Here is a 24548-nt window from a genome sequence, read left to right as displayed (position 1 = left end):
GACCGTTGGTCGGCACTCACCTGCAGACGAAAAACCCCGCCCCGGCGGGGTTTTTTGTTGCCCGTTTCCCTGTAGCGCCGAGCCCACGCTCGGCTGCCCTGCAAAGGCCGCCGAGCATGGGCTCGGCGCTACACCTTTCCAGCCGGCTTCTTCGGTGGATCCTCACAGACCCTGTGCTGTACCACCGTATCGCCGGCCTTCCATTGCTTGACCACCCGGCAGCGCGCCTCGGCTTTCGGCGCAGGGACCGCCGCTGCATTGGCTTCGTCAGCCGCAGCGCTCTGCTCGCGCTCCAGCCACGCCGACGGGGGTACCGGGGGTGCGGCCAGCACCGGGCCTGGCAACAGGACCAGACCGGCCAGCAGCACCCTCCTCATGCGGGAACCGCCCGGCCGCCAAGCAACCGCGCCGGCAGCATGAACAGCGCGCGCAGGAAGGCGAACAACGCCGAGAAGGTGATGCCGACCAGGCGGAACGGCAGGCTCAGCAGCCACACGAGCGGCCAGGCGATCAGGGCGAGGATCGCCAGCGGCCAGCACAGCACGAACAGCAGGCACCACACACCGAGCGCGAACAGGGTCTTCATCACGGTCTCCTTGGGGCGGCACCCTGCCGCCTGCGGACACCTTGGCGCCCTGCCCTCGCCGCCGGCAAACGGTTTGCGACGAAACCCGGGCTGGGGGCGATGAAATCCGGTGCAGGGCCGTCGTTGTAGAGCCGAGCCCGCGCTCGGCTGCTCTTCGTTGCGATCACAGAAAACCCGCGCTGCGCGCGACAGCCGAGCGTGGGCTCGGCTCTACAGGAGCTGCACCGCGCCCGGGCGGCCATGGGTCACTTGGAATCGCGCCGCGGTACGCACTGCGGCATCCGGGCGCAGCACGCTGTCGGCGAAGCGGAGCTCGGCGTCCACGGTCTGCCGGTTCAGCTGCAGCTCCCACCAGCCGCGGCGGTCGCCGTCGAAATAGCGGATATGCGGATTCTGCGGAATCGATGGCCCGTAGTACGGCCCGTACGGCGTGTCGTCGCCGCCACTGCTGATCGCCGGGGCGATGAATTCGGTGGCCACGACCGGCGCGCTGGCCGCGTCGAAATCCAGCTTCAGGTCATTGACGAAGGTGGAATGCCAGTCGCCGCCCAGCACGATGGCATTGCCCTGCCCGCCCGCCTGCATCGCCTGCAGCAGACGCCTGCGTGCGGCGGGATAGCCATCCCAGGCGTCGTTCCAGAAGCGCTCGCGTGGCGTGCCGCCGTCCAGCCGCAGCTGCGACATCAGCAGCTGCTGCACCACCACGTTCCAGCGCGTGCCCTGCGCGGCGGCCATCGACTGCGTGAACCACGCTTCCTGCCCCGTGCCGAGCATGCTCATGCGCGGATCCAGCGCCGCTTCGCAGCGCGGTGACTCGCCCACACCGCAGGGATTGGCCGGGCGGAACTGGCGGCAGTCGAGCAGGGTCAGCTGTGCCAGATCGCCGTAACGCAGGCGCCGGTGCACGCGCAGGCCGCCATTGCCCGCAGGCGTGCTGCGCATCGGCAGGTGTTCGTAGAACGCGCGGTAGGCCGCCGCGCGGCGAACGATGAAGTCCTCGATCGACACGCTGGGCTTCTCCGGATGGATGCCCGAGTAGTCGTTCTGCACCTCGTGATCGTCCCAGATCACCGCGAAGGCGTGTGCGGCATGGGCCGCCTGCAGATCTGGGTCGAGCTTGTACAGCGCGTACTGGTCACGGTAGCGCTCCAGGCTCACCGTCTCGCCACTGAAACGCGCCGCGTCCAGCATGGTGCCACGCACGTTCTGCAGCGGGCTGTATTCATACAGGTAGTCGCCGGCATGCAGCACGAGGTCGACATCGCTCCGTGCGATATCGCGCAGCACCGGATAGTAGCCACTGTTCCAGGCCTGGCAGGTGCACAGGGCCAGCCGCAGCTGCTGCAGCTGCGTGTCCGGTAGCGACGCGGTGCGGAAGTGGCCGACCGCGCTTTCCTCATCGCCATCGCAGGCGAAGCGGTAGTAGTAGTCGCGGCCCGGGCGCAGGCCATTGACCTCCACGTGCACCGAATGGGCCAGCTCCGGCACCGCGGCTGCAGTACCCCGCTGTACCAGCCGGCGCATGCCGGCGTCTTCGGCCACGAACCAGCGCACCGGCACCGCCCGCGACGGCATGCCGCCGCCGTTGAGCGGGTCCGGCGCCAGCCGCGTCCACAACACGGCCCCCTGTGGATCCGGATCACCGGCGGCGACACCAAGGGTGAACGGATCACGCCCCAGCCGCGGCCGTGGGCCGGCCGTGGCCAGCCCCGGCATCGCCGCCAGCGCGATCGCCGCCCCCGTGCCCTGCCACGCCATGCGCAGCAGGCGACGACGGCGTTCCGGATCCACAGGCCCGCGCATCAGAAGCGCACGGTGGCGGTGGCCATCATCTGGCGCGGCGCGCCGACCTGCATGGTCGCCAGGCTGCGGGTCGGGTCGGCGGCGTAGGTGCCGTTGGTGTTGATCGAGGACAGGTAGCGCTTGTCCGTCAGGTTGGTCAGGTTCAGCGACATGGTCAGGTTCTGCGCCGGGCCCAGCGCGCCGAAGTCATAGGCCACGGAGGCATTGACCAGCCAGTAGCTCGGCACCGACGCGTCGTTGGTATAGGTCACGTAGCGCTTGCCGACGTGGTTGGCCGACAGGCGCATGTCCCAGGGGCCCGGGGTCCAGGCCAGGGTGCTGGCGAACATCCATTCGGGGGTGTCGACGGTCTTCTTGCCGCGGGTCGGCACCACGCCATTGTTCACGTAGTCGTTGTCGTAGGTGCTGTCATTCCAGGACAGCGCGTTGGACCAGGCCAGGTCCTGCATCGGCTTCAGCTGCAGTGTCGCCTCGGCGCCGCGGCTGGTCACCGAACCTACGTTGGAGAACAGCGCCGGGCAGCCGAGGATGCCCACGCACTGGGCGATCGCCAGCAGGCGGTTGTCGAACTTGACGTCGTACACCGCAACCGAGGCTTCATAGCCCTTCCCGTAGCCGCGCCAGCCCAGTTCCAGGGTGCGTGACTGTTCCGGCTTCAGGTCCTGCGCGCTGGCATCGAACGCCGCCTGCGGCACGTTGAACGGGCTGCCCACGCCCAACGCGTAGGCGGCGATGTTCCTGGCGAACGAACCGAAGATCTCGTTGCCTTCGTTGAGCTTGAAGTTGAAACCCGCCTGAGGCAGCAGGCCCTTCTTCGAAGTCAGGCTGCTGTTGTTGGCATAGCTGCCCAGTGGCGTGCGCACGCGGGTGCGGGTGTGCGGCGACTTCGCACCGATGTCGATGGTCAGCCGGTCATCGAACAGGCGGAAGCGGTCCTGCACGTAGAACTGGCGGGTAATGGTGGTGTAGCGCTGGTGCCACACGCGCTGGTCCGGGTTGCGCAGGAAGAAGTCATCGGTGACCGGGCCGTCGATGTAGTAGAAGTTGCGCTGCACGCTGTGGCCGTTGTCCTCGTACCAGAGGCCGGCTTCCAGGTCGTGGCCACCGACGTTCCAGGTGAACGCCGAGGTCACGCCGGTACGGTCGATCGCGTACTCGGTGGTGCGGATCGAGATCGGAATCTCGCGACCGGTGCCCGGGTTGGACGGATTGGACGGGCTGAACCAGTGGCCCTGGCCACGGTTGCTGTGGTTGTAGACGTTGACCTTCAGCCGCATCGACTCGTTCAGGCCGAAATCGCCGGCGATGCTGGACAGGTCATCGTTGCGCAGGCCGTGGCCGGAGTAGTACGCATCCCAGGGGCTGTTGACGCCGCCCGTGAACCTGCCGCGCGCGGCGGCGACGGCACGATCCCAGTCCGGCGCGTAGTTGTCCCAGTCCCAGCCAAGGCGATCGATCATCTCCAGCGACAGGTCCTGGTAGTCCGCCTCGACGCGGCGCGAGGCGTTGAACAGCGCGGTGATCCTGCTGTCCGTTCCGAAATTGTAGGTGGCCTTGCCGTTGAACTGTTTCAGCTCCTGCGAGCCCTTGCCCTTCCACTTGTCGCCTTCGGAGTACACGCCGGACAGATAGGCCGCAAAGCCCTGGTGCTCACCCGTCTCCAGGCGCGCATAGCTGCGCCGCGCGCTGTCGCTGCCGAAGCCCTGCGCCAGCACCACGCCGTACTCGGTGGACGGATCGATCGAATAGAACTGGAACACGCCACCGAGGTTGCTGGTGGACGGCGTACCCAGCGCGCCGATGCCGGTGGACACTTCGGCTCCGCCCAGGTTCTCGCTGATCACGGCACGGCTGATGTGCAGGCCGTTGCTGTTGCCATAGGCCATGTTGCCCAGCGGGATGCCATCGAGCGTGTAGCCCAGGCGGCTCTGGTTGAAGCCACGCAGGCTGATGGTGGTGGACCATTCGTAGGCGCCGGTGGCATCGGCCGACTCGAAGTGAACGCCCGGCTTGCTGGCCAGCAGCTTCAGTGGGTTCGCACCGGGCGGCAGGATCTTCATGTCCTCGGCGGTCACGCGCTGCACCTGGCGGGCTTCGCCACGGCCGATCACCGAGATCGAATCGAGGGTGGTCGCCGACGGTGCGTCGGGGGCGGTTTCAGCGGCAGCGAGCGACGGCAGCGAAGCACAGACCAGCAGGGCCAGCAGATTGCGGCGAAGCGGAGCGTGGGACGACATGGAGGCGGATTCCTTGGGCACGCTGGACGCCGAAGGGCGGCGTCGAAGAGCAGCAGCGGCGGAATCGTAGAAGCGGCGCGTTACATGTCATTTACACGCCACATGCGGAATCCTTGCGTTCCGAATGGTTTACCGTCCGGAAGGCGATTGCCGGCCAGCGGCCGGCATGGCCGTTATTCGAACGAGCCGACCGAATCGTGGGCCAGGTTGTCGAAGCGGGTGTACTCGCCGAAGAACTTCAGCTTGCACGAGCCGGTCGGGCCACCACGGTGCTTGCCGATGATGATCTCGGCCAGGCCCTTGTCCGGCGAGTTTTCCTTGTTGTAGTAGTCGTCGCGGTAGATGAACACGATCATGTCCGCGTCCTGCTCGATTGCGCCCGACTCGCGAAGGTCGGCCATCACCGGGCGCTTGTCGGTACGCGTTTCCAGCGAGCGGTTGAGCTGTGACAGCGCGATCACCGGCACATTCAATTCCTTGGCCAGGCCCTTCAACGAACGCGAGATCTCCGAGATTTCGGTCGCGCGGTTTTCGCTGTTGCCGGGCACGCTCATCAGCTGCAGGTAGTCGATCACGATCAGGCCGAGGTCATGCTCGCGCTTGAGGCGGCGGCACTTGGAGCGCAGCACTTCCGGCGACACGCCCGGCGTATCGTCGATGAAGATCTTGGTTTCCTTCAGCATCTTGATCGCGCTGGTGACGCGGCTCCAGTCCTCGTCTTCCAGCTGGCCGGTACGCAGGCGCTGCGCGTTGATGCGGCCATTGGAGGAAATCAGGCGCATCGCCAGCTGCGATGCCGACATTTCCATCGAGAACACCGCCACGCCCTTCTTCGACTTGATCGCCGCGTACTCGGCGATGTTCAGCGCGAAGGTGGTCTTGCCCATGGCCGGGCGCGCCGCGAGGATGATCAGATCGGTCGGCTGCAGGCCGGCGGTCATCGCATCGAAATCGGTGTACCCGGTCGGCAGGCCGGTGATGTTGCCGCCGTTCTCGAAGCGGTTGCGCAGCTCCTCGAATGCATCCTTCAGCGCACCGGGCATGGCCACGAAATCGGTGCGACCACGTGCGCCCTGTTCGGCAATGGCGAACACGCTCTTTTCCGCCGAGGCCAGCAGCTCGCTGCTGTCGCGGCCTTCGGGCTGGAAACCGTCGTTGACGATGTCGGTGCCCACCTGGATCAGCTGGCGCAACACTGCCTTGTCACGCACGATCTCGGCGTAGGCCACGATGTTGGCAGCCGACGGCGTGGTACTGGCCAGTTCGATCAGGTAGGCGCCGTCGCCCACCAGTTCCATCTTGCCCTGCGACTCGAACCACTCGCCCAGGGTCACCGCATCGAACGGACGCTCGCGCTCGGAGAGCTCGCGGATCGCCCGATAGATCATCTGGTGGTCGCGACGGTAGAAGTCGCCTTCGGTCAGCTGGTCATTGACCCGGTCATACGCTTCGGGCGCCAGCATCAGCCCCCCCAGCACCGCCTGCTCGGCTTCCACCGAATGCGGCGGTACCCGCAACTGGTCGATGCGCGACTCGTCGCGATCGCGATCGAAGCCATCACCGCGCTCTCTGCGGTTGGAACGGAAGCCGGGACGAGCGGACATGCTGCGGTGTTTCCTGCAAAAGTGGGCCAGACGAGTGTAGGCATGCGCCGACCCCGGCGACCATGGACAAGCCTGTGGATAAGCCGTGGAGAAACGGGGGATATCCGCCGGCGCCTGGCCAGACTGGCGTGGGGGCGTCGCACTGCCTGCGACAGGCGCCATTGCGGCACCCGAGCGGAGCATTATCGCAGATCAGGCGCCACGGGTCGGAGCCCGTCGCTGCGCGTCAGGATCCGACCCCGGGGCGTGGTTGGGGTCGGATCCCTCTGCGACGCAGGGAACTCCGACCCCGCAGGCGTCAATCGCCCTTGACGTGCACCGCGATCAGCGCCAGGAACCGGTCCACGTAGCCCTGCAGGAACTTCTGCGTGCCCTCGTTGTGGATCGTGCCGTCGGCATCGATCAGGCCCTCCTTGAAGTGGATGAACGCCTCGGGCTGCCCAAGCACATGCATGTCCAGGAAGGCCAGGGTGTTGCGCAGGTGCTGCTGGGCCACGGCGGTACCGATCTGCCCGATGGAGGCGCCGATCACCGCCGCCGGCTTGCCGGCAAACGCACTGTCACCGTAGGGACGCGAGCCGATATCGATGGCGTTCTTGAGCACGCCCGGCACCGACCGGTTGTATTCGGGGGTGACGAACAGCACCGCGTCGGCGGCGCGCACCTGGTCCTTCAGCCGGGTACCCTGCGCCGGGTACTGCGCGTCGAAGTCCTGGTCATACAACGGCAGGTCGCCGATCTGCACGTACTGGAAGCGTGCGCGATCACCGGCGATCTTCTCCAGCGCATGGGCCAGCTTGCGGTTGCACGAGTCCTTGCGCAGGCTGCCGACGAACACGGCGATGGTGGGGACGGACATCGGGACATACTCCTCATGGTGCGGGAGGCCCAGCCTAGTCGCCGGGCCCGTGCAGGCCGGTGAAGATCAGCCGCCCACAATGCCTGCGCGCACCTGCCGCCAATGCGCCTGCCAGGCCTGGAACATCAGCACGTTCCACAGATGGGTATGCCACTTGCGCTGCCCTCCCAGGAACTGCTGCCACAGCGGCTGCACCGCCGCCGCCGACAGCACGCCCTCACGCTCCAGCCGCGCCGGCTGCAGCAGGTCCTCGGCCCAGGGCCGCAGGTCGCCTTTCAGCCAGTCACTGACCGGCGCGCCGAAACCGCGCTTGGGACGGTGCACCATCGAATGCGGCACGTAACGGCCCAGCACGCGCTTGAGCAGCACCTTGCTGGTGGTCTCGCTGCGCTTGAAGCCCAACGGCAGCGACCAGGCGAACTCGGCCACCCGCCAGTCCAGCAGCGGTGCGCGCGCCTCCAGGCTGACCGCCATCGAGGTGCGGTCGACCTTGCACAACAGATCGTCCGGCAGGTAGGTCACGAAATCGGCCAGCATCATCGCGTCGGCCGGCGTACCCGCGCCGTGCAGCGGATCGGCCAGGTCGTAGAAGCTGCCGGCGGCCCGCGCGCCGGTCACCGCCGCGGCCGGGTCGCGCCAGCGCGAGATGCGGTTGCGGTAGACGTCGCCGATGCCACGCGCACCGGTCTCGGCCAGCAGCGCGGCCAGGCCGCCGGTGCGCGAGGCTTCGCCCTGCTGCTGCGCACGCGCGCCCATCCAGCGCCGCAGCGGCCCCGGCACGCGGCCGAGCATCTGCCAGTTGCGCAGCGCGCGTACATACCGGGTATAGCCGAAGAACAGCTCATCGCCACCGTCACCAGACAGCGCCACGGTCACGCCCTGCCGCGCCAGCCGGGCGACCAGCGCGGTCGGCACCTGCGACGCGTCGGCAAAAGGCTCATCGAACATCGCCGGCAACTGCGGCACCACCGCCAGCGCGTCGGCGCCGCTGACGTACAACTCGGTATGGTCACAGCCCAGGTGGGCCGCCAGCTCCCGGGCCAGCGGCGCCTCGTCATGTCCCGAATCGGTGAAGCCGATGCTGAAGCTGTGCACCGGCTGCCCGCTCTGGGCCTGCATCAGCGACGCCACCAGTGAGGAATCGGTGCCACCAGACAGGAATACGCCGACCGGCACGTCGGCCACCATGCGTAGCGCCACCGCGTCGCGCAGCAGCGTGTCCAGCTGTTCCTCGGCGTCCTCGATGCGGCCCTGGAAGGGTGCGGCCAGCGCCGCCTGCATGCGCGCGCGCGCATCCCAGTACGGCCGCTGTGCCTGTTCCGGACGATGCGCGGATGCGCCGGCAGCGACGGCCGCCGCGTCCAGGCGCAACACCCGGCCCGGCATCAGCTTGTAGCAGCGCTGGTGGATGCTGTGCGGCGCCGGGATGTAATCCAGCCGCAGCAGCAAGGTGAGCGCATCGCGGTCGATGTCGTTGTCGAACGCCGGGTGCTGCCAGAGCGCCTTCAGTTCCGAACCGAACACCAGCGTGTCGCCGGCCCAGCCGTAGTACAGCGGCTTCTTGCCGACGCGATCGCGGGCCAGCCACAGGCAACGCTCCTGGCGGTCCCACAGCGCGATGGCGAACATGCCGTTGCAGCGCTGCAGGGTGTCTTCCACGCCCCATTGCAGGATCGCCGCCAGCAGTACTTCGGTGTCGGAATGGCCGCGGAAGGCATGCCCCAGCGGCTCCAGTTCCTCGCGCAGGGCGGCGAAGTTGTAGACCTCGCCGTTGTAGGCCATCACGTAGCGGCCGTCGGCCGAGGCCATCGGCTGGTGGCCCAGCGGGGACAGGTCGAGGATGCTCAGGCGGCGATGCGCCAGCGCGATGCCCGCCTCGGCATCGACCCAGCTGCCGCCATCATCGGGCCCGCGGTGGTGCAGCGCCAGGCCCATGGCCAGGGCCTGCGCCTGCAGCGCCTCGGCCGACGCCACCGGCGCCGGCAACAACATTCCCGCCAATCCACACATGCATCAGGGTTCCTGCGCCAGGTCGAGGGCGGCGCCAATCACCGCATTGTCGCTTGGAAGCCCGAACATTGCTGCCCCCGCCAGTGGCGTGTAGGTGTCGGCACCGCAGACCCGGCGCAACGGCAGATGGCCGAACCCGGCCTCGACCAGCGCGGTGACCACGCCCTCGCCCACCCCGCCGCTGTGGCGGCCTTCATCCAGCACCAGCACCCGCCGTGCGCTGGCGGCCTGGGCAGCGATGAAACCGGCGTCCAGCGGTACCAGCCAGCGCAGGTCGACCACCCGCACCTGCCAGCCCAGCTGCTGCTCGATCGCCCGCGATGCGCGCAATGCCATCGGCACGCCGTTGCCATAGGTATAGATCACCAGATCGCCGGCCTCCGGCGCATAGACCCGGCCCTCCCCCGGCACCAGCGACTGGCCCTGTGCGGGGAAGTCGAACAGCCACTGGCCATCGCCGGCTTCGTGCAGGTCCTTGCTCATGTACAACGCGATCGGCTCCAGGAACACCGCCACGCGCCCATCCACCCGCGCCAGTGCGGCCAGCGTGCGCAGCATCATCACCGCATCGTCGCCACGCGACGGGCAGCCCACCACCAGCCCCGGGATGTCGCGCAACGCGGTGATCGAGTTGTCGTTGTGGAAGTGGCCACCGAAGCCCTTCTGGTACCCCAGCCCGGCCACCCGCACCAGCATCGGGTTGCGGTACTGGTCGTTGGAGAAGAACTGCAGCGAACACGCTTCGCCGCGCACCTGGTCGATGGCGTTGTGCAGATAGGCCAGGTACTGGATCTCCGGAATCGGCAGCATGCCCAGGTTGGCCAGGCCCTGAGCCATGCCCAGGATCATGGTCTCGTCCAGCAGGGTGTTGAACACCCGGCGTGGGCCGAAGCGGCGCAGCAGATCCTTGGTGACGGTGTAGACACCGCCCTTCTGTGCGACGTCCTCACCGAACAGCAGGCTCTGCGGATACTTCGCCAGCAGTTCCTGCAGGGCATGGTTGATCTGGATCGCGAGGTGGCGTGGCGCCTGCCGTTCGGGCAACGCCTCCGCACCGCCATACAGCGCTTCACGCGTTCCGGCGGGCACCTCGCGCCGTGCTTCGGCCTGCACCGCAGCCGGCGTATAGGGCGCAAGCGGCTCCATCACTTCCCGCAGCGACTGCAGCTTCGGCCGTCCTTCGGCATCGGCGGCGGCGGCCATGCAGCGCGCGCGCATCGTCTCGTAGGCCACCTCGATGGCGGCCGCATCCATCCAGCCCGATTCCATCGCGATCTGTGCCGAGCGCAGCAGCGGATCCTGCGCCTCGGCCGCGCACAGCTCCGGCAACGCGCGCCATTCCACCTCGAAGTCGGTGCCGGCGTGCCCCATCAGGCGCGTGGTGCGCAGATGCAGGAAGGTCGGCCGCCGCGTACGCCGGCAGTGCTCCACCGCCGCCTGCACCTGCGCATGGCCGGTGGCCAGGTCGAGGCCATCGGCGTAGAAATAGTCCAGCCCGGGCTGACCGCTGAAGCGTTCGGCGATCCAGCCTTCAGGCGTTTTCACCGAGATGCCCAGGCCATTGTCCTCGCAGACGAACAGGACCGGTGCCGGCAGCTTCTGGTAGGCCGACCACATCGCGGTGTTGAACGCGGTCTGCGCGGTGGCATGGTTGGCCGAGGCGTCGCCGAACGAGCACAGTACGATGCTGTCGGCCGGAATGGGCAGTTCGTGGCCCAGCCGCTTGCCGCTTTCGAGGGCCAGCGCGGTGCCCAGCGCTTTCGGAAGATGCGAGGCGATGGTCGAGGTCTGCGGCAGCACCCACAACGGTTTGCTGCCCCACACCTTGTGCCGCCCACCGCTGGCCGGGTCATCGGCGCTGGCAGCAAAGGACAGCGCGGCATCGCGCAGCGGGTCGATCCCCGGCACCTGGCGTGAGCGCTCGGCCATGAAGGCACCGGAGCGATAGTGCAGGAATGCTGGATCCGTATGCCGGCAGGCCCGCGCCAGCAGCGCATTGCCTTCGTGGCCGGATGAACCGATGGTGTAGAAAACCTTGTTCTGCACGCGCAGCACGCGCGCCATCAGGTCCAGCTGGCGGCTGGCCAGTTGCGAATCGAACAGCTCGCCAAACGCGGCGGCGGTAAGCGTGCTGCCCGGCAGGATCGGCGCATCCGGCGCCGGGCGCGGGCGCGGGGTACCGCGCCAGCCACGCACCGCGTCGAGGAAATTGGCGTCGCACACGTCGGCGCGGTTGAGCACGCGCATGCGTGCGGGAATCGGATCTGGAACCACAGCGAACATCGAACACCCTCCGTGTCGTTGTTGCATTCCGCCCGGGGTTGGCCAGGCGCTACCCTGTGGGGATCACCTTGGTGAGAGTCATGCGGCCTCGAAGCGGGCGCGCACCTCGGCGGTCACCGCCGGCATCGGCAGGAAGCGCGGCTGCCCGCGCACGCGCTGCAACCAGGCGCGAACTTCCGGGAACGGCTGCAGGCTGATTCCACCCTCGCCTGCGACGTCGGTGTAGGCGAACAGCGCGATGTCGGCGATGCCGTACCCACTGCCGGTGAACCATTGCGCATCACGCAGGTGCTGCTCCATCACCGCCAGTGCAGCGGCGGCGCGCTCGTGCAGGCGTGGCAGTTCGGCGCGGCGCGGCGACCCAGGCGGGGTCCAGCCGCGGATGAAGCGCGCGACCGCTACGCACGGCTCGTGCGTGTACTGCTCGAAGAACATCCAGCTCAGTGCCTGCGCGCGCTCCCAGCCATCGGTGGGCAGGTAGGGCGTGCCTTCGGCCAGCCAGAAAAGGATCGCATTGGACTCGGTCAGCACGCGGCCATCGTCGCGGACGATCAACGGCACCTTGGCATTGGGATTGAGCGCGAGGAACTCAGGGGTGTGGGTCTGGCCGTGGGCACTGTCCACTTCCACCCAGCGGTAGCGGCTGCCGAGCTGCTCCAGCAGCAGGCGGACCTTGTGGCAATTGCCTGACACCGACATGCCGTGCACCGTCAACGGGACGCGCTCTTCCACCATTGCCTGCTCCCTCGGATCCGGCCGGCGGCCGGCTGCGTGCAGTCTGGCAAGCACGCCAGTGAATGCCAAGCGCGGGTGCAGCATGACTACACGGTAGTGCCGGCCGCTGGCCGGCATCCTCGATGCAGCTGGATCCAAGCGATTGCCGGCCAGCGGCCGGCACTACCAAGCCACGCTCAGCGCGCGCGTTGCCGCCACTGTTCGCGCGACTGGCCCCAGATCTGCATGGGCTTGTCGTTGTATGGCGCTGGCAACTCCCCCATGCGCAGCAGGGTGCTTCCCAGCTTGCGTGCCACGGCCCGCGAGTTGTCGTTGTCCTCGGCGATCGTGTGGATCACCTCAGCCCATCCCAGCGTATCGAACGCCCAGTCGATCGCCGCGACCGCCGCCTCCGGCGCATAGCCCCGGCCCCAGCTGGCATGACGGATGCCCCAACCAACCTCGGTACCCGGCCAGTCCTGCGGCTGCCACGGTCCCATCCGCCCGATCCAGTCGCCGCTGGATTTCTCGATCACGCTGAACATCGAGAAGCCGAACAGCTGCCAGGCGCCAGCCAGGCTGCAGAAACCGCGCCAGGCCACCGAGGGTGGCTGCACGCCGCCCAGGGTACGCATCGTGGCCTCGTCGGCGCAGAACGCCAGGTACGGCTCGTAGTCCTCGCGAAGCAGCGGGCGCAGGATCAGCCGCTCGGTTTCGATGCGCAGGTCGAAGATGCTCATGCCGGCTCCATGTCGAAGGGGGCACCCATGATGGAGGATGGCTTCCCTGCGCGGATGAATATCGCCGGTCGCAATGAAACGGGCCGGCATGAGCCGGCCCGTCAGGTACTGCATGCTGCGCCGGGATTACTGGCGCGTGGCTGCGGCAGTGGCACCGGCGGCAGCGGTCTGCGTGACCAGCTGGCCATCGACCACCGGCAGGCGATCGCTGGCCGGCTTGTTGTCCATGCGCACGGTCTTCTCCGCGCCGTCATAGCGGTAGGTCACGTTGTAACCCTTCACCACGTCGTTGGTACCCATGGCAATGCGGTTGCCCGGCTTGCTGGCCATGCGCATGGTGCCGGTGGTGCCATCCTCATTGCGATAGGTCACGTTGTAGCCGGTGACGCGGCTCGACTCGGAGGTGGCGGTCTCGGTGTGGCACTGGCGCTCGGTGCGGTTGACCACGCGGCCACCCACATGGCGCTTGTCGATCTGGTTGCCGATGAAGCCGCCGGCCACGGCACCGGCGGCGGTCGCGGCCTTCTTGCCGTTGCCGCCACCGACCTGGTTGCCGAGCAGGCCACCGACCACAGCGCCGACCACGGTGCCGCCGACGTTGCCATCACGTTCCGGCAGGCGTTCCTGCACCGTCACGTCCTGGCAGACCTCGTGCGGGGTCTGGGTGGTGGAGGTCTCGCGCACTGGATCGGTGCCGATCACAGTGGCGTAGGCCTTCTGCTTCTCGGTGATCGGGTCAACCTTCAGCACATCGGCATATTCAAGCCCGCGCGGCGCGGACGGGTCCAGCTTGTCACCACGTGCGCCGTCGTCAGAAGCGTTACCTTCAACGAGGCGCGATTCACCATTGGGGGTTCCGGCGCTGATGGAATCGGGCGACTTGTCACCACTCTTCATGAAGGCGGCGGTGGCGATGCCACCGACCAGCAGCGCGCCCGCTGCGACCAGGACAGTTGTAGTTGTGCTTTTCATGACCTGCTCCTTGCGGACCATCCGCAACGTTCTCGGGGCAGATTGCAGCATGCGCTGCCTGAACGGAATCTCCACATTTCCTGCTCATTCCGATAACCCATTCAGCATCGGGAAATGCTGGGCCCGTGGTAGCGTTTGCATATTCCCCACGAGGCTTCCCGCCATGGCCAACCCGATGCTGCTGCCGGTACTGCAATGGGCCCGCCGGCTGCGCTACCCCACCCTGTTCAAGCTCACCGCCGGCCTGTTCGTGCTGACCTTGTTCATCCCGGACCCGATCCCGTTCGTCGATGAGCTGGTGCTGGGCTTCGGCACGCTGCTGCTGGCCAACTGGAAGAGCCGCAACGCCGCAACACCTCCGCCGCTGGAACAGCGTTGAGCATCCTGGTTGACAGCCACTGCCATCTGGATGCCAGCGGGTTCGACCGTGACCGCGCTGCGGTGATCGAGCGTGCGCAGGCCGCGGGGGTGCGCCAGCAGGTGGTACCGGCGGTGACCGCGGCCAGCTGGCCGAAGCTGCGTGAGGTCTGCCAGCAGGCGCCGGGGCTGTACCCGGCCTACGGCCTGCATCCGATGTTCCTGGCCGATCACCAGCCCGGGCACCTGCCACTGCTGCGCGAGTGGATCGAGCGCGAACGCCCCTGTGCGATCGGCGAATGCGGCCTGGACTTCTTTGTCGAAGGGCTGGACGCCGACGCCCAGCAGGCGTATTTCATCGGCCAGCTGGAACTGGCCCGCGAATTCGAGTTGCCGGTGATCGTGCACGCGCGACGCGCGGTGGATGCGGTGATCGCCGCCATCCGCCGCGTCGGCGGCCTGCGCGGCGTGGTGCACAGCTTTTCCGGCAGCCCGGAACAGGCCGCGCAACTGCACAGGCAGGGCTTCCTGCTCGGCCTCGGTGGCCCACTGACCTACGATCGCGCGCAACGGCTGCAGCGGCTGGTGCGCGAGATGCCGCTGGAACAGCTGCTGCTGGAAACCGACGCGCCCGACCAGCCCGACGCCGGCATCCGCGGCCAGCGCAACGAGCCAGCGCGGCTGGCGACCATTGCCCGGCACGTGGCCGCACTGCGCGGGATGGAGCTGGAAGCCGTGGCCCAGGCCACGACGGAGAATGCGCGGCGATTGTTCGCGCTGCCGGCAATGTAACGGGTAGGTGCCGGCCGCTGGCCGGCACGATCCATCACACCGCGCTGGCCTCTACCGCATCCACCTTCACCTTCTTCGGCTCCAGCAGCATCTCCAGCGCCTTGCCAACCGCCGCGAAGGCGAACGCGCCGGTGATGTGGGTTGCCGCGCCCAGGCCGGCACCACAGTCCAGCTTCAACGCCGCATCGGCGCCCAGGTTCGGACGGATGCCGCAGACGCTGCCATCGGCCTGCGGGTACTTCACATTCTCCAGCGAATACACCGCCGGTACGCCGAAATAGCGCTTGGCGTTCTTCGGGAAGTTGAATTCGCTGCGCAGCTTCTTGCGGATCAGCGCCAGCATGGCGTCGTGCTCGGTGCGAGAGACATCGCGGATGCGCACCAGGGTCGGATCGGTACGGCCACCGGCGGCACCGACGGTCAGCAACGGCAGCTTGCGGCGGCGGCACCATGCGATCGTCTCGACCTTGACCCGGAAGCTGTCGCAGGCATCGATCACCAGATCGAACCCCCGGTCCAGCAGCGCGGCCATGTTGGACACGGTCAGGAATGCCTGCACCGCGTCGACCCCGATGTCCGGATTGATCGCACGGCAACGCTCGGCCATCGCCTCGGCCTTGTTGCGGCCGTAGTTGCCTTCCATCGCCGGCAGCTGCCGGTTGGTGTTGGACACGCAGATATCGTCGGCATCGATCAGGGTCAGGTGGCCGACGGCCGAACGGGCCAGCGCCTCCACCACCCACGAGCCGACGCCGCCCATGCCGACCACCGCCACGCGGCTGCCCTGCAGGCACTCGAGTGCACCCACGCCGTACAGCCGTTCGATGCCGGCGAAGCGTTGTTTGACCTGTTCGTTCATCGGGCTATTTTAACGTGCAGGTGCTGGCGCCCGCAGTACGCCGGTGTCGAACCCACCGTTGCACGCCCGGAGTGCCCGCATGAATGCCAGCCCGCCCCGCCGCCTGTCCAGCGCCCATCGCTACCTGTTCGTGCTCTGCCTGGGCCTGCTGATCGGCCTGATCGCCACGGTAATGGTCGGCCGCGCCCTGCAGGCGCGTCGCGATCCGTTCCCGGGCAGCCTGATGCAGGTGATGCAGCGGCAGTCACAGCTGCTGCAGCAGGCCCAGCTGCAGAACCGCTGCAGCCTGGCTGACAGCGTGCCGCGGCTGCAGGTGCTGCGCCTGCTGTCCAATGACCTGGACCAGGCGTTTCCCGGGCTGAAGGACAGTGCGCAGTTCCAGCAGCACGCCAGCCAGCTGCGCGGCAACCTCAACACGGCGCTGGCCTCACCCCCCGGCGACTGCAGGGCCCTCGCCCAGCTGGTGGAAACACTGCAGGCGGACTGCCGCGCCTGCCACCAGGATTTCCGCTGAGCCGCATTCATCCTGCAGCCGGGCAGCACGCACACGGTTGGCGCGTTGTTCACGTTCGAAAGGAGAGGATTCGTCCACCCTGCTGCACGACGCAGTACCACCCAACCCACCCGCCTTCACGGCCAGGAGACGCCCCATGAAGATCCAGCTCATCGCCGCCAGCGCCATCGCTACCCTCGCGCTGGCTGGCTGTGCCACCTCGCCCGGTTACAGCGGCGGTGGTTACAACAACGGCTACAACAACGGCGGCTACGGCAACAATGGCGGCTACAACCAGGGCCGTTGCGCTGACTGTGGCATCGTCACCCGCATCAACACCGTGCCCTCGGGCCGCACCGCGCCCAGCGCGACCGGCGCGATCCTCGGCGGCATCGTCGGCGCCGTGGCCGGCCATGAAATCTCCGACCACACCGGTGGCAGCCGTGGCAACAAGAACATCGCCGCCGCCGCAGGCGCGGTCGGTGGTGCCCTGGCCGGCAACCAGATCCAGAAGAACGTCACCAGCGATACCTATGACATCAGCGTGCGCATGGATGATGGCCGCACCATCGTGGTCAACCAGCGCGATCTCGGCGGCATCCGCGAGAACACCTACGTGCGCGTCGTCAATGGCAAGGTCATCCTGCGCTGACCTGCACCGGGCCAACGGCAAAGAAAAAGGCCCGCTTGCGCGGGCCTTTTTCATGCCGACGGGCGGCGGGTATTACACCGGCTGCACCTTGTCAGCCTGCAGGCCCTTCTGGCCCTGCACGACTTCGAAGCTCACAGTCTGGCCTTCCTTGAGGCTCTTGAAGCCCTGGGTCTCGATGGCGCGGAAGTGCACGAACACGTCCTCGCCATTCTGCCGGCTGATGAAGCCGAAGCCCTTCGCATCATTGAACCACTTTACGGTACCGGTCTCGCGCTCAGCCATCTCACTAACTCCCTTTGACTCTCTCTTGTTGTTGGAAACGCCCGGTGGGCGGCTGACAAGCAAGGGGGAAGCGAGGTGCATCGATGCAGCGGATCGGAAAGATCTTGCTTCATCAGGCCACGATCCACGGTGACCTTGCCAAGCTCAGCGACTGCAACTTAACCCGCCCAAAACGAAAAAGCAACTGGCAAAATCTTTCACTGTCAACCCCAAAACGGCCACCATACGGGACAGCATGGGACTCTCATTCATCTTATATCTGCTAGCGGTCATTTTTGTCCTGATCGGCATCGCCGGCATCATCCTGCCGGCCCTCCCGGGCATCCCGCTGGTGTTCATCGGGCTGCTGCTGGCGGCCTGGGCCGACGGCTTCGCCCACGTCGGCTGGCCCACCCTGGTCGCGCTGGGCGTGCTGACCCTGCTTTCACTGTTGGTGGACGTGCTCGCCACCGTAGTTGGCGCGCAGCGCGTCGGCGCCAGCCGCAAGGCCCTGTGGGGCACCTTCGTCGGCAGCATCGTCGGCCTGTTCTTCATGCCCATCGGCCTGTTTGCCGGACCGCTGGTCGGCGCCCTGCTCGGCGAGTACTGGCACACCCGCGAACTCGGCCGCTCGACCAAGGTGGGCCTGGCGACCTGGCTCGGCATCCTGCTCGGCCTGGCACTGAAACTGGCGGTGGTGATCGCGATGCTGGGCCTGTTCGCGTTCGCTTGGTTCTTCTAAGCCACCTAGCCTTCACGCCACGCGCACGCCGTGGCCGTGCATAAACGGTGGGGCTGGCCGCGATCCGGTGCAGCCGCCACACTGTGCGATTCCCGTATCCATCGAAGGGCCTGCTGCAATGACCCTCCCCACGCTGCTTCCCCGTCTGGCGCCGCTGGCGCTTGCCCTGGCCAGTGCACCGTTGGCTGCGCAGGAGTTCGCGCCCAGCGCCGACACCTCGCCGGCCGCCTGCGCGGCGATCACCACCGACGCGGCCCGCCTGGCCTGCTATGACCGCCTCTTCGGGCATACCCCGGAGGCCACCGCCGCCGCCGATGCCGCCGCCGAATCGGCTGCGCAGGCGCGCCGCGAGGAACGACAGACCGCGCGCGTGAGCCAGGGCGAGGAAAAGCTGCGCGAGCGGGTCAGCGACCTGTTCCGTCCGGCGGCACCGGACAGCGCGCTGGCCAATGCTGGCCGCGGTTCGCTGCTGGACAGCCGCTGGGAGCTGGCCGAGGACTCCAAGCTGGGGCCCTTCCAGCTGCGTGCCTACAAGCCGGTGTACCTGCTGCCGGCGTTCTGGACCAGCGACCGCAACACCACGCCGCATTCGCCGAACCCGGCCAACAGCGTGACGACCCCGCAGGTACTCGACAGTACCGAGCTGAAGTTCCAGATCAGCTTCAAGACCAAGATCGCAGAGAACCTGTTCGGCGACAACGGCGACATCTGGGCTGGCTACACCCAGAGTTCGCGCTGGCAGGCCTACAACAGCGAGGATTCGCGCCCGTTCCGCGAAACCAACTACGAACCCGAAGTGATGATGGTGTTCCGCAACGGCTACTCGATCGGTGGCTGGCGCGGGCGCATGACCGGCATCAGCCTCAACCACCAGTCCAACGGACGGGCCGATCCGCTCTCGCGCAGCTGGAACCGGGTCATGCTCAACATCGGCCTGGATCGCGAGAACTGGGCGCTGGTGCTGCGCCCGTGGTACCGCATCCCGGAAAGCCGCAGCGAAGACAATAATCCGGACATCGAGGATTACATGGGCCGGGGTGACGCGACCCTGATCTGGAACCGCAACGGGCATGAGGTCGCGCTGATGGCGCGTCATTCGCTGCGCACCGGCAGCCGCTCCCACGGTGCACTGCAGCTGGATTACGGCTTTCCGATCAGCAATCTGCTGCGTGGCCATGTGCAGGTCTTCGACGGCTATGGCGAGAGCATGATCGACTACAACCACAAGGCCACCTATGTGGGCGTGGGCGTGTCGCTGCTGGAGTGGTTCTGATGGACGTGACGATCTGGCACAACCCGGCCTGCAGCAACTCGCGCGGCGCACTGAAGCTGATCCGCGATGCGGGCTTCGACCCGGTGGTGATCGAGTACCTGGGCACCCCACCCGACGCGGCCACGCTGCGCCAGGTGCTGGCCGAGTCGGCCCTGAGCGCGCGCGACCTGGTGCGCAGCAAGGAGACCCAGTTCGCCGAACTCGGGCTGGAAGATGCCGACGATGCCACCCTGCTGGCTGCGATGGCCGAACACCCGCGCCTGATCAACCGCCCCGTGGTGCGCACGCCCAAGGGCACACGGCTGTGCCGCCCGCCGGAAACGGTGCTGGAGATCCTGTAACGGAAAAGGGGACGGAGGGGATTAAGTCGTTTGTGCACAAACGACTTAATCCCCTCCGTCCCCTTTTCTGGTTACCGCCAGTCGGTGATGCCTTCGCGGCGGTAGGCCTCGGCGAACGCCGGGCGCGCCTTCATCGAGGTGGCATGTGCCTTGAGCGACGGCCAGGTGTCACTGGGCTTGGGCATGTTGCGCGACCAGCGCATCAGCATCACCAGCATGTAGTCGACCACGCAGGGCGTGGCGCCCAGCAGGTAGGGCCCATGCGCCAGCAGGTGCGTGGCCACATGCTGCCAGGCCGCTTCCAGGCGCTGTCGCGCCATCTCGCGACTGGCCTCCACGTTTGCCTCGCCCGCCACCTCGTGCGGATAGAACCAGGCGCGATAGGCCGGCTGCAACGTATTGGCACACCAGAACATCCAGCGGTAGGCATCGGCGCGCTGCGGCGTGCCCAGTGCCGGCAACAAACCGGCGTCCGGATGGCGGTCGGCCAGGTACAGGGCGATCGCCGCCGCTTCAGTCAGTACCAGGCCATCGATCAGCAGCGTCGGCACCACGCCGGCCGGATTCAGTGCCAGGTACTCCGCCGACTTGTGCTCGCGCGCGTCGAAATCCAGCAGCACCAACTCGTGCTCGATGTCGAGCTCGATCAGCAGCCAGTGCACCACCAGCGCGGCGGTGCTTGTCGAACCATACAGCGTGGTGCTCATGCGGCGGATCCTGTGCAGGTGGGCCGGCCGATTATGCGCCCGTGCGGGAGCCGTCGCTCAGCCGCAGCTGCTCATGCAGGTATCGCGGCGCTCGCCACAGGACATCATCGGCGCGCGCAGCGTGCAGTCATGCGTCTTCAGTTCGCAGGCACGGCGCAGGTCCGGGTTGTCCACGTCCTTGCAGCGCTTGTCCGGCGCCGGCACCATCCGCTGCTCGCAATTGCTCTGGCGGCTGCCGAGAGAGTCATTCTGCGCCATGCAGCTGCGGTAGCTGGCCTGGCACTGCATGCGGCATTGCGCCGATGCAGGGAAATCCGCGCCTTCGTACGACGCCGGGGTGCTGCAGCCGGCCAGGGCCAGCAGCACGCCGGCCACGATGAAGCGATGCAGGGCCATGGACACGTCCTGTGCGAGGGTGTGCCAACCGTAGCAGAGCCAGGGCTACAGGCGCGTTAATCCTGCCTCCAGATACAGCAACGGCGCCACACGGGCGCCGTTGTCTGGACCGAAGCGTGCGGGAATTACTCCACCACCACCGGAATCTTGCCGATGCGGGCCTGCCACTCGCGCGGGCCGGTCTTGTGCACCGATTCGCCGGCGGAGTCGACGGCCACGGTCACTGGCATGTCCTGCACGGTGAACTCGTAGATCGCCTCCATGCCCAGGTCAGCGAAACCGACCACCTTGGCCGCCTTGATCGCCTTGGACACCAGGTAGGCCGAGCCACCGACGGCCATCAGGTAGGCCGACTTGTGCTTCTTGATCGCCTCGATCGCGGCCGGGCCGCGCTCGGCCTTGCCGACCATGCCCAGCAGGCCGGTCTGTGCCAGCACCTGCTCGGTGAACTTGTCCATGCGGGTCGCCGTGGTCGGGCCGGCCGGGCCCACCACTTCGTCACGCACCGGATCGACCGGGCCGACGTAGTAGATGAAGCGGCCCTTCAGATCGACCGGCAGCTGCTCGCCCTTGTTGAGCATGTCGACCATGCGCTTGTGCGCGGCGTCGCGGCCGGTGAGCAGCTTGCCGTTGAGCAGCAGGGTCTGGCCCGGCTTCCAGCTGGCCACGTCTTCCGGGGTAATCGTATCCAGGTCCACCCGGGTGCCCTTGGATGCGTCGTAGGTCAGCTTCGGCCAGTCTTCCAGCGACGGCGGGTCCAGCATCACCGGGCCGCTGCCATCCAGGGTGAAGTGCGCATGGCGGGTGGCCGCGCAGTTCGGGATCATCGCCACCGGCAGGTTGGCCGCGTGGGTCGGGTAGTCGTTGATCTTGATGTCGAGCACGGTGGTCAGGCCACCCAGGCCCTGCGCACCGATGCCCAGCGCGTTGACCTTCTCGTACAGCTCCAGGCGCAGCTCCTCGATGCGGTTGGACGCACCACGGGCCTGCAGCTCGGTGATGTCGATCGGCTCCATCAGCGCTTCCTTGGCCAGCAGCATCGCCTTCTCGGCGGTGCCACCGATGCCGATGCCCAGCATGCCCGGCGGGCACCAGCCGGCGCCCATGGTCGGCACGGTCTTCAGCACCCAGTCGACAATCGAGTCGGACGGATTGAGCATGGCGAACTTGGTCTTCGCTTCCGAACCACCGCCCTTGGCGGCGACGATCACGTCGACTTTGTTGCCCGGCACCACCTTGACGTTGACCACGCCCGGGGTGTTGTCCCTGGTGTTGATGCGCTTGCCTGCCGGATCGGCCAGCACCGAGGCGCGCAGCTTGTTGTCCGGGTGCATGTAGGCGCGGCGCACGCCTTCATTGGCCATGTCTTCCACGCCCATGGTGGCGTCATCCCAACGCACGTCCATGCCGATTTCCAGGAAAACGGTGACGATGCCGGTGTCCTGGCAGATCGGGCGGTGGCCCTCGGCGCACATGCGCGAATTGATCAGGATCTGCGCCATCGCTTCCTTCGCGGCCGGCGACTCCTCGCGCTCGTAGGCGGCGGCAAGGTTCTTGATGTAGTCGACCGGGTGGTAGTACGAGATGTACTGCAGCGCGTCGGCGATGGACTGGATGAGGTCTTCCTGCTTGATCGATGTCACGTCTTGCTCGCTTGCTCGAGGCTGGCGGGGGTAATCCACCCATTTTACCCCCTCCCCCGGCCCCGGGGTGGTAGTGCCGGCCGCTGGCCGGCAAGATTCCCCCGACGCTCTGTCACGCCACGCGCCACTGCGGCGTCCTTGCCCACATGAACGCCGAAACCGCTTTCCAGACCCACCGCCCGCGCCTGATGGCGCTGGCCTACCGCCTGCTCGGCAGCCGCACCGACGCCGAAGACGTGGTCCAGGACGCCTGGCTGCGCTGGTCCGGCGCCGATCCTGCGGCCGTCCGCGATGCCGAGGCCTGGCTGGTCACCACCACCACCCGGCTCGGCCTGGACCGGCTGCGTGCGGCCAAGCGCGAGCGCGTCCACTACGTCGGCCCATGGCTGGCCGAACCGCTGGCGGTCACCCTGGAGCCGGACCCGGCGCCCGGTCCGGCCCAGCTGCATGCGCTGGCCGACGACGTCTCGGTCGCTTTCCTGACCCTGCTCGAACAGCTCGGCCCGGAGGAACGCGCCGCCTTCCTGCTGAAGGAGGCGTTCGACCACGACTACCGTGAGATCGCCGAGCTGATCGGCCACAGCGAGGCCAACTGCCGGCAGCTGGTGCACCGTGCCCGGCAACGCCTGCAGGCCGGACGACCGCGCTTCAATGCCGATGCCAGCCAGCACCGGCAGCTGCTGGCGCGCTTCATGGAGGCCTCGCAGCGCGGCGACAGCGACGCGATCCAGGCCCTGCTGCACGCCAACGCGGTGCTGGTTTCCGACGGCGGTGGCGTGGTCACTGCGGCGGTGCGGCCGCTGCTGGGCGCCGAACGCATCGGCCGCCTGTTCTGGGCCATCGCCCGCCGCGGCGCGGTGCATCCCGCCCAGCTGGGCTACGTCAACGGCGAGCCGGCGATCCTGCGCTTCCAGGGTGAGCGCCTGCATTCGGTCACCACCATCGAAGTGGTCGATGGCCGCATCGCCAACGTGTACAGCGTGTTGAATCCGGAAAAGCTGCCGGGTATTCAAGGCGCACTCTCCGATTAGACATACGGACTTGGGCTTGGGCAATCTGTCAGCGCAATGGAAAGGAAACTGACGACAATGAATTCCAAGAAGCCAAGAAAGAGGATCAAAGTGAACGTCGGCGATGTATTTGCCGTACCGCTCAATGAAGTCGAGCTCGTTTTTGGCTATTTGCGCACTTACCAAGATCCGGACGTAGCGATCCTTCCATTCATTTCAAAGGGCAGAATGCTCCGTGACTGCGAACTTCCCACGTTGGAGAGCTTCATGGATGTACTGACTATTCGCACCGGAATTGAAAGAGGTGATTGGCCCAGAATCGCCTCTTTTCCTTTTCCGAATGAAGAATCAACTTGGGCACCACCAAGAAGGCAACTATCAACGATCCGTCCGGATGTCAGGCTCGTGGTAGTCAAGGGCAACTTTATTCCTGCTGAAAAATATGGCGAATGGGACACTCTACCCGTGCTCATCAAAGCCGATACTGGCCAATTGAAAGCGTTGATTCTCACGTCAGCAGCCGAGTTCCAAATGCTCACCTGAACGAGATCCCCCGCGGCTCGATGACGCTACAGGAGTCTTTGAGTTCGGTACTCGCACCTGGAGTCGCTCTTGGCCCGTCGTCATGTCGCTTTTGACCATTCGATGTCACGAACAGGGACGCCACGGCGTCCTGGTAGTGGAAAGGCGGCCACCGTGGCCGCCGTGGAGCCGAAAATGTCCGACCACGCCTCTCCCCGCGTCCCCTACACCCGCCTGGCCGCCGAGGCCTTCAAGGGCCTGCTGGCCACCAGCCAGGCCGTGCATGACAGCTCGATCGATCCGACCCTGATGGAACTGGTGTTCCTGCGCGTGTCGCAGCTCAACGGCTGCGGCTACTGCATGGACATGCACGGCACCGCGCTGCGCAAGGGCGGCATCGAGCCGCGCAAGCTGGACACGCTGCCGGCATGGCACGAGAGCCGCTTCTTCGACGAACGCGAGCGCGCGGCACTGGGCTGGGCCGAGGCGCTGACCCGGCTGACCGACGGCGCGCCGTCGCAGGCCGCGTTCGATGCCCTGGCACCGCACTTCGATGAGAAGGGCATCAGTGACCTGAGCATGGGCATCGCGGTGATCAATGCCTGGAACCGCCTCGGTGCGGGGTTGCTGCCGCCGCTGCCGGCCTGACCCACCCCGCCTTCGACAGTTCATCGGTGCTGCTGGTAGGTGTC

At 66.9% G+C, this 24548-nt stretch carries 26 protein-coding genes; 10 read left to right on the top strand and 16 right to left on the bottom strand.

Features of this window, described 5'->3' with window-relative positions; all coding sequences use genetic code 11:
• Window positions 1-128: 128 nt before the first annotated feature.
• From AC5P56_RS07020 to AC5P56_RS06970, 11 genes are all read right to left on the bottom strand, one after another.
• Window positions 129-377, bottom strand: coding sequence for a hypothetical protein (locus AC5P56_RS07020; RefSeq protein WP_053495588.1), 249 nt, complete (start codon window positions 375-377; stop codon window positions 129-131).
• Complete coding sequence (locus tag AC5P56_RS07015; RefSeq protein WP_032958903.1) at window positions 374-586, bottom strand: hypothetical protein; 213 nt, start codon at window positions 584-586, stop codon at window positions 374-376. The genes AC5P56_RS07020 and AC5P56_RS07015 overlap by 4 nt, the downstream gene beginning before the upstream one ends.
• A gap of 210 nt (window positions 587-796) precedes the next feature.
• Window positions 797-2389, bottom strand: a complete 1593-nt coding sequence (locus AC5P56_RS07010) for an alkaline phosphatase D family protein (protein WP_126411157.1) — start codon at window positions 2387-2389, stop codon at window positions 797-799.
• On the bottom strand, window positions 2389-4626 hold the full coding sequence (locus AC5P56_RS07005) for a TonB-dependent receptor family protein (protein ID WP_126411158.1): 2238 nt from the start codon (window positions 4624-4626) through the stop codon (window positions 2389-2391). The genes AC5P56_RS07010 and AC5P56_RS07005 overlap by 1 nt, the downstream gene beginning before the upstream one ends.
• Before the next feature lie 173 nt (window positions 4627-4799).
• Window positions 4800-6230, bottom strand: a complete 1431-nt coding sequence (locus AC5P56_RS07000) for a replicative DNA helicase (protein WP_014647708.1) — start codon at window positions 6228-6230, stop codon at window positions 4800-4802.
• A gap of 298 nt (window positions 6231-6528) precedes the next feature.
• On the bottom strand, window positions 6529-7089 hold the full coding sequence (locus tag AC5P56_RS06995; protein ID WP_014647710.1) for an NADPH-dependent FMN reductase: 561 nt from the start codon (window positions 7087-7089) through the stop codon (window positions 6529-6531).
• A gap of 66 nt (window positions 7090-7155) precedes the next feature.
• Window positions 7156-9099 carry an asparagine synthase (glutamine-hydrolyzing) gene (gene asnB / locus AC5P56_RS06990; RefSeq protein WP_049442440.1) on the bottom strand — a complete coding sequence of 648 codons (1944 nt, stop codon included), beginning with the start codon at window positions 9097-9099 and terminating at the stop codon, window positions 7156-7158.
• Between the two features lie 3 nt (window positions 9100-9102).
• Complete coding sequence (locus tag AC5P56_RS06985; RefSeq protein WP_046431612.1) at window positions 9103-11382, bottom strand: thiamine pyrophosphate-dependent enzyme; 2280 nt, start codon at window positions 11380-11382, stop codon at window positions 9103-9105.
• A gap of 78 nt (window positions 11383-11460) precedes the next feature.
• A complete protein-coding gene (locus tag AC5P56_RS06980) occupies window positions 11461-12117 on the bottom strand; it encodes a glutathione S-transferase family protein (protein ID WP_046431688.1) in 657 nt (218 codons plus the stop codon).
• A gap of 176 nt (window positions 12118-12293) precedes the next feature.
• Window positions 12294-12836, bottom strand: coding sequence for a GNAT family N-acetyltransferase (locus AC5P56_RS06975; protein ID WP_053495598.1), 543 nt, complete (start codon window positions 12834-12836; stop codon window positions 12294-12296).
• Window positions 12837-12962: 126 nt separating this feature from the next.
• Complete coding sequence (locus AC5P56_RS06970) at window positions 12963-13808, bottom strand: glycine zipper 2TM domain-containing protein (protein ID WP_046431690.1); 846 nt, start codon at window positions 13806-13808, stop codon at window positions 12963-12965.
• 163 nt (window positions 13809-13971) lie between these two features.
• Here AC5P56_RS06970 and AC5P56_RS06965 point away from each other — a divergent pair, with 163 nt between their 5' ends.
• The gene (locus AC5P56_RS06965; RefSeq protein WP_014647716.1) at window positions 13972-14187 is read left to right on the top strand and encodes a DUF6116 family protein; all 216 of its coding nucleotides are present in this window, start codon (window positions 13972-13974) and stop codon (window positions 14185-14187) included.
• Entirely contained in the window at window positions 14184-14957 is a 774-nt protein-coding gene (locus AC5P56_RS06960) for a TatD family hydrolase (RefSeq protein ID WP_046431615.1), read from the top strand. Before AC5P56_RS06965 ends, AC5P56_RS06960 begins: the two co-directional genes overlap by 4 nt.
• A gap of 34 nt (window positions 14958-14991) precedes the next feature.
• On the opposite strand, the gene AC5P56_RS06955 is transcribed toward AC5P56_RS06960, so the two are convergent.
• Window positions 14992-15816 carry a tRNA threonylcarbamoyladenosine dehydratase gene (locus tag AC5P56_RS06955; RefSeq protein WP_495231509.1) on the bottom strand — a complete coding sequence of 275 codons (825 nt, stop codon included), beginning with the start codon at window positions 15814-15816 and terminating at the stop codon, window positions 14992-14994.
• A gap of 79 nt (window positions 15817-15895) precedes the next feature.
• On the opposite strand from AC5P56_RS06955, the gene AC5P56_RS06950 reads away from it, so the two are divergent.
• Both AC5P56_RS06950 and AC5P56_RS06945 read left to right on the top strand, forming a co-directional pair.
• Window positions 15896-16330, top strand: coding sequence for a cytochrome c (locus tag AC5P56_RS06950; protein ID WP_014647719.1), 435 nt, complete (start codon window positions 15896-15898; stop codon window positions 16328-16330).
• 136 nt (window positions 16331-16466) lie between these two features.
• Window positions 16467-16961: a glycine zipper 2TM domain-containing protein gene (locus AC5P56_RS06945; RefSeq protein WP_005417545.1), complete on the top strand. Its 495-nt coding sequence runs from the start codon at window positions 16467-16469 to the stop codon at window positions 16959-16961.
• Window positions 16962-17033: 72 nt separating this feature from the next.
• Here AC5P56_RS06945 and AC5P56_RS06940 read toward each other — a convergent pair whose 3' ends face one another.
• Entirely contained in the window at window positions 17034-17243 is a 210-nt protein-coding gene (locus AC5P56_RS06940) for a cold-shock protein (protein WP_014647720.1), read from the bottom strand.
• 235 nt (window positions 17244-17478) lie between these two features.
• Here AC5P56_RS06940 and AC5P56_RS06935 point away from each other — a divergent pair, with 235 nt between their 5' ends.
• The 3 genes from AC5P56_RS06935 to arsC all read left to right on the top strand — a co-directional run bounded on the left by AC5P56_RS06935 (window position 17479) and on the right by arsC (window position 19578).
• The gene (locus AC5P56_RS06935; RefSeq protein WP_032958895.1) at window positions 17479-17964 is read left to right on the top strand and encodes a DUF456 domain-containing protein; all 486 of its coding nucleotides are present in this window, start codon (window positions 17479-17481) and stop codon (window positions 17962-17964) included.
• A 118-nt stretch (window positions 17965-18082) separates the two neighbouring features.
• Window positions 18083-19237, top strand: coding sequence for a phospholipase A (locus tag AC5P56_RS06930; RefSeq protein WP_032958894.1), 1155 nt, complete (start codon window positions 18083-18085; stop codon window positions 19235-19237).
• The gene (gene arsC, locus AC5P56_RS06925; protein ID WP_014647723.1) at window positions 19237-19578 is read left to right on the top strand and encodes an arsenate reductase (glutaredoxin); all 342 of its coding nucleotides are present in this window, start codon (window positions 19237-19239) and stop codon (window positions 19576-19578) included. Before AC5P56_RS06930 ends, arsC begins: the two co-directional genes overlap by 1 nt.
• Before the next feature lie 71 nt (window positions 19579-19649).
• Here the strand turns inward: arsC and AC5P56_RS06920 are convergent, their stop codons facing one another.
• From AC5P56_RS06920 to AC5P56_RS06910, 3 genes are all read right to left on the bottom strand, one after another.
• On the bottom strand, window positions 19650-20285 hold the full coding sequence (locus AC5P56_RS06920) for a glutathione S-transferase family protein (RefSeq protein WP_329912822.1): 636 nt from the start codon (window positions 20283-20285) through the stop codon (window positions 19650-19652).
• 57 nt (window positions 20286-20342) lie between these two features.
• Window positions 20343-20681, bottom strand: a complete 339-nt coding sequence (locus tag AC5P56_RS06915; RefSeq protein ID WP_014647725.1) for a hypothetical protein — start codon at window positions 20679-20681, stop codon at window positions 20343-20345.
• 125 nt (window positions 20682-20806) lie between these two features.
• A complete protein-coding gene (locus AC5P56_RS06910; RefSeq protein ID WP_014647726.1) occupies window positions 20807-22324 on the bottom strand; it encodes a fumarate hydratase in 1518 nt (505 codons plus the stop codon).
• A gap of 146 nt (window positions 22325-22470) precedes the next feature.
• Here AC5P56_RS06910 and AC5P56_RS06905 point away from each other — a divergent pair, with 146 nt between their 5' ends.
• The 3 genes from AC5P56_RS06905 to AC5P56_RS06895 all read left to right on the top strand — a co-directional run bounded on the left by AC5P56_RS06905 (window position 22471) and on the right by AC5P56_RS06895 (window position 24504).
• Window positions 22471-23355, top strand: coding sequence for an RNA polymerase sigma-70 factor (locus AC5P56_RS06905; protein ID WP_227864536.1), 885 nt, complete (start codon window positions 22471-22473; stop codon window positions 23353-23355).
• 57 nt (window positions 23356-23412) lie between these two features.
• A complete protein-coding gene (locus tag AC5P56_RS06900) occupies window positions 23413-23877 on the top strand; it encodes a hypothetical protein (protein ID WP_227864535.1) in 465 nt (154 codons plus the stop codon).
• A 174-nt stretch (window positions 23878-24051) separates the two neighbouring features.
• Entirely contained in the window at window positions 24052-24504 is a 453-nt protein-coding gene (locus tag AC5P56_RS06895; RefSeq protein WP_134809081.1) for a carboxymuconolactone decarboxylase family protein, read from the top strand.
• Window positions 24505-24548 lie beyond the last annotated feature (44 nt).

This window comes from Stenotrophomonas sp. YJH_SMC_131, assembly GCF_059367975.1.
Note: the sequence above shows the minus strand (reverse complement) of the source record. Positions and strands in the feature narration are given on the sequence as shown.

Bases quoted from the DNA above. Each gene is read 5' to 3' on its own strand.
- AC5P56_RS06930 (WP_032958894.1), top strand. From the start codon at position 18,083: ATGACCCTCCCCACGCTGCTTCCCCGTCTGGCGCCGCTGGCGCTTGCC.
- AC5P56_RS06995 (WP_014647710.1), bottom strand. From the start codon at position 7,089: ATGTCCGTCCCCACCATCGCCGTGTTCGTCGGCAGCCTGCGCAAGGAC.
- AC5P56_RS07010 (WP_126411157.1), bottom strand. From the start codon at position 2,389: ATGCGCGGGCCTGTGGATCCGGAACGCCGTCGTCGCCTGCTGCGCATG.
- AC5P56_RS06955 (WP_495231509.1), bottom strand. From the start codon at position 15,816: ATGAACGAACAGGTCAAACAACGCTTCGCCGGCATCGAACGGCTGTAC.
- arsC (WP_014647723.1), top strand. From the start codon at position 19,237: ATGGACGTGACGATCTGGCACAACCCGGCCTGCAGCAACTCGCGCGGC.
- AC5P56_RS07000 (WP_014647708.1), bottom strand. From the start codon at position 6,230: ATGTCCGCTCGTCCCGGCTTCCGTTCCAACCGCAGAGAGCGCGGTGAT.
- AC5P56_RS06985 (WP_046431612.1), bottom strand. From the start codon at position 11,382: ATGTTCGCTGTGGTTCCAGATCCGATTCCCGCACGCATGCGCGTGCTC.
- AC5P56_RS07015 (WP_032958903.1), bottom strand. From the start codon at position 586: ATGAAGACCCTGTTCGCGCTCGGTGTGTGGTGCCTGCTGTTCGTGCTG.
- AC5P56_RS07005 (WP_126411158.1), bottom strand. From the start codon at position 4,626: ATGTCGTCCCACGCTCCGCTTCGCCGCAATCTGCTGGCCCTGCTGGTC.
- AC5P56_RS06970 (WP_046431690.1), bottom strand. From the start codon at position 13,808: ATGAAAAGCACAACTACAACTGTCCTGGTCGCAGCGGGCGCGCTGCTG.
- AC5P56_RS06950 (WP_014647719.1), top strand. From the start codon at position 15,896: ATGAATGCCAGCCCGCCCCGCCGCCTGTCCAGCGCCCATCGCTACCTG.
- AC5P56_RS06920 (WP_329912822.1), bottom strand. From the start codon at position 20,285: ATGAGCACCACGCTGTATGGTTCGACAAGCACCGCCGCGCTGGTGGTG.
- AC5P56_RS06905 (WP_227864536.1), top strand. From the start codon at position 22,471: ATGAACGCCGAAACCGCTTTCCAGACCCACCGCCCGCGCCTGATGGCG.
- AC5P56_RS06935 (WP_032958895.1), top strand. From the start codon at position 17,479: ATGGGACTCTCATTCATCTTATATCTGCTAGCGGTCATTTTTGTCCTG.
- AC5P56_RS06980 (WP_046431688.1), bottom strand. From the start codon at position 12,117: ATGGTGGAAGAGCGCGTCCCGTTGACGGTGCACGGCATGTCGGTGTCA.
- AC5P56_RS07020 (WP_053495588.1), bottom strand. From the start codon at position 377: ATGAGGAGGGTGCTGCTGGCCGGTCTGGTCCTGTTGCCAGGCCCGGTG.
- AC5P56_RS06965 (WP_014647716.1), top strand. From the start codon at position 13,972: ATGGCCAACCCGATGCTGCTGCCGGTACTGCAATGGGCCCGCCGGCTG.
- AC5P56_RS06940 (WP_014647720.1), bottom strand. From the start codon at position 17,243: ATGGCTGAGCGCGAGACCGGTACCGTAAAGTGGTTCAATGATGCGAAG.
- AC5P56_RS06915 (WP_014647725.1), bottom strand. From the start codon at position 20,681: ATGGCCCTGCATCGCTTCATCGTGGCCGGCGTGCTGCTGGCCCTGGCC.
- AC5P56_RS06945 (WP_005417545.1), top strand. From the start codon at position 16,467: ATGAAGATCCAGCTCATCGCCGCCAGCGCCATCGCTACCCTCGCGCTG.
- AC5P56_RS06900 (WP_227864535.1), top strand. From the start codon at position 23,413: ATGAATTCCAAGAAGCCAAGAAAGAGGATCAAAGTGAACGTCGGCGAT.
- AC5P56_RS06895 (WP_134809081.1), top strand. From the start codon at position 24,052: ATGTCCGACCACGCCTCTCCCCGCGTCCCCTACACCCGCCTGGCCGCC.
- AC5P56_RS06975 (WP_053495598.1), bottom strand. From the start codon at position 12,836: ATGAGCATCTTCGACCTGCGCATCGAAACCGAGCGGCTGATCCTGCGC.
- asnB (WP_049442440.1), bottom strand. From the start codon at position 9,099: ATGTGTGGATTGGCGGGAATGTTGTTGCCGGCGCCGGTGGCGTCGGCC.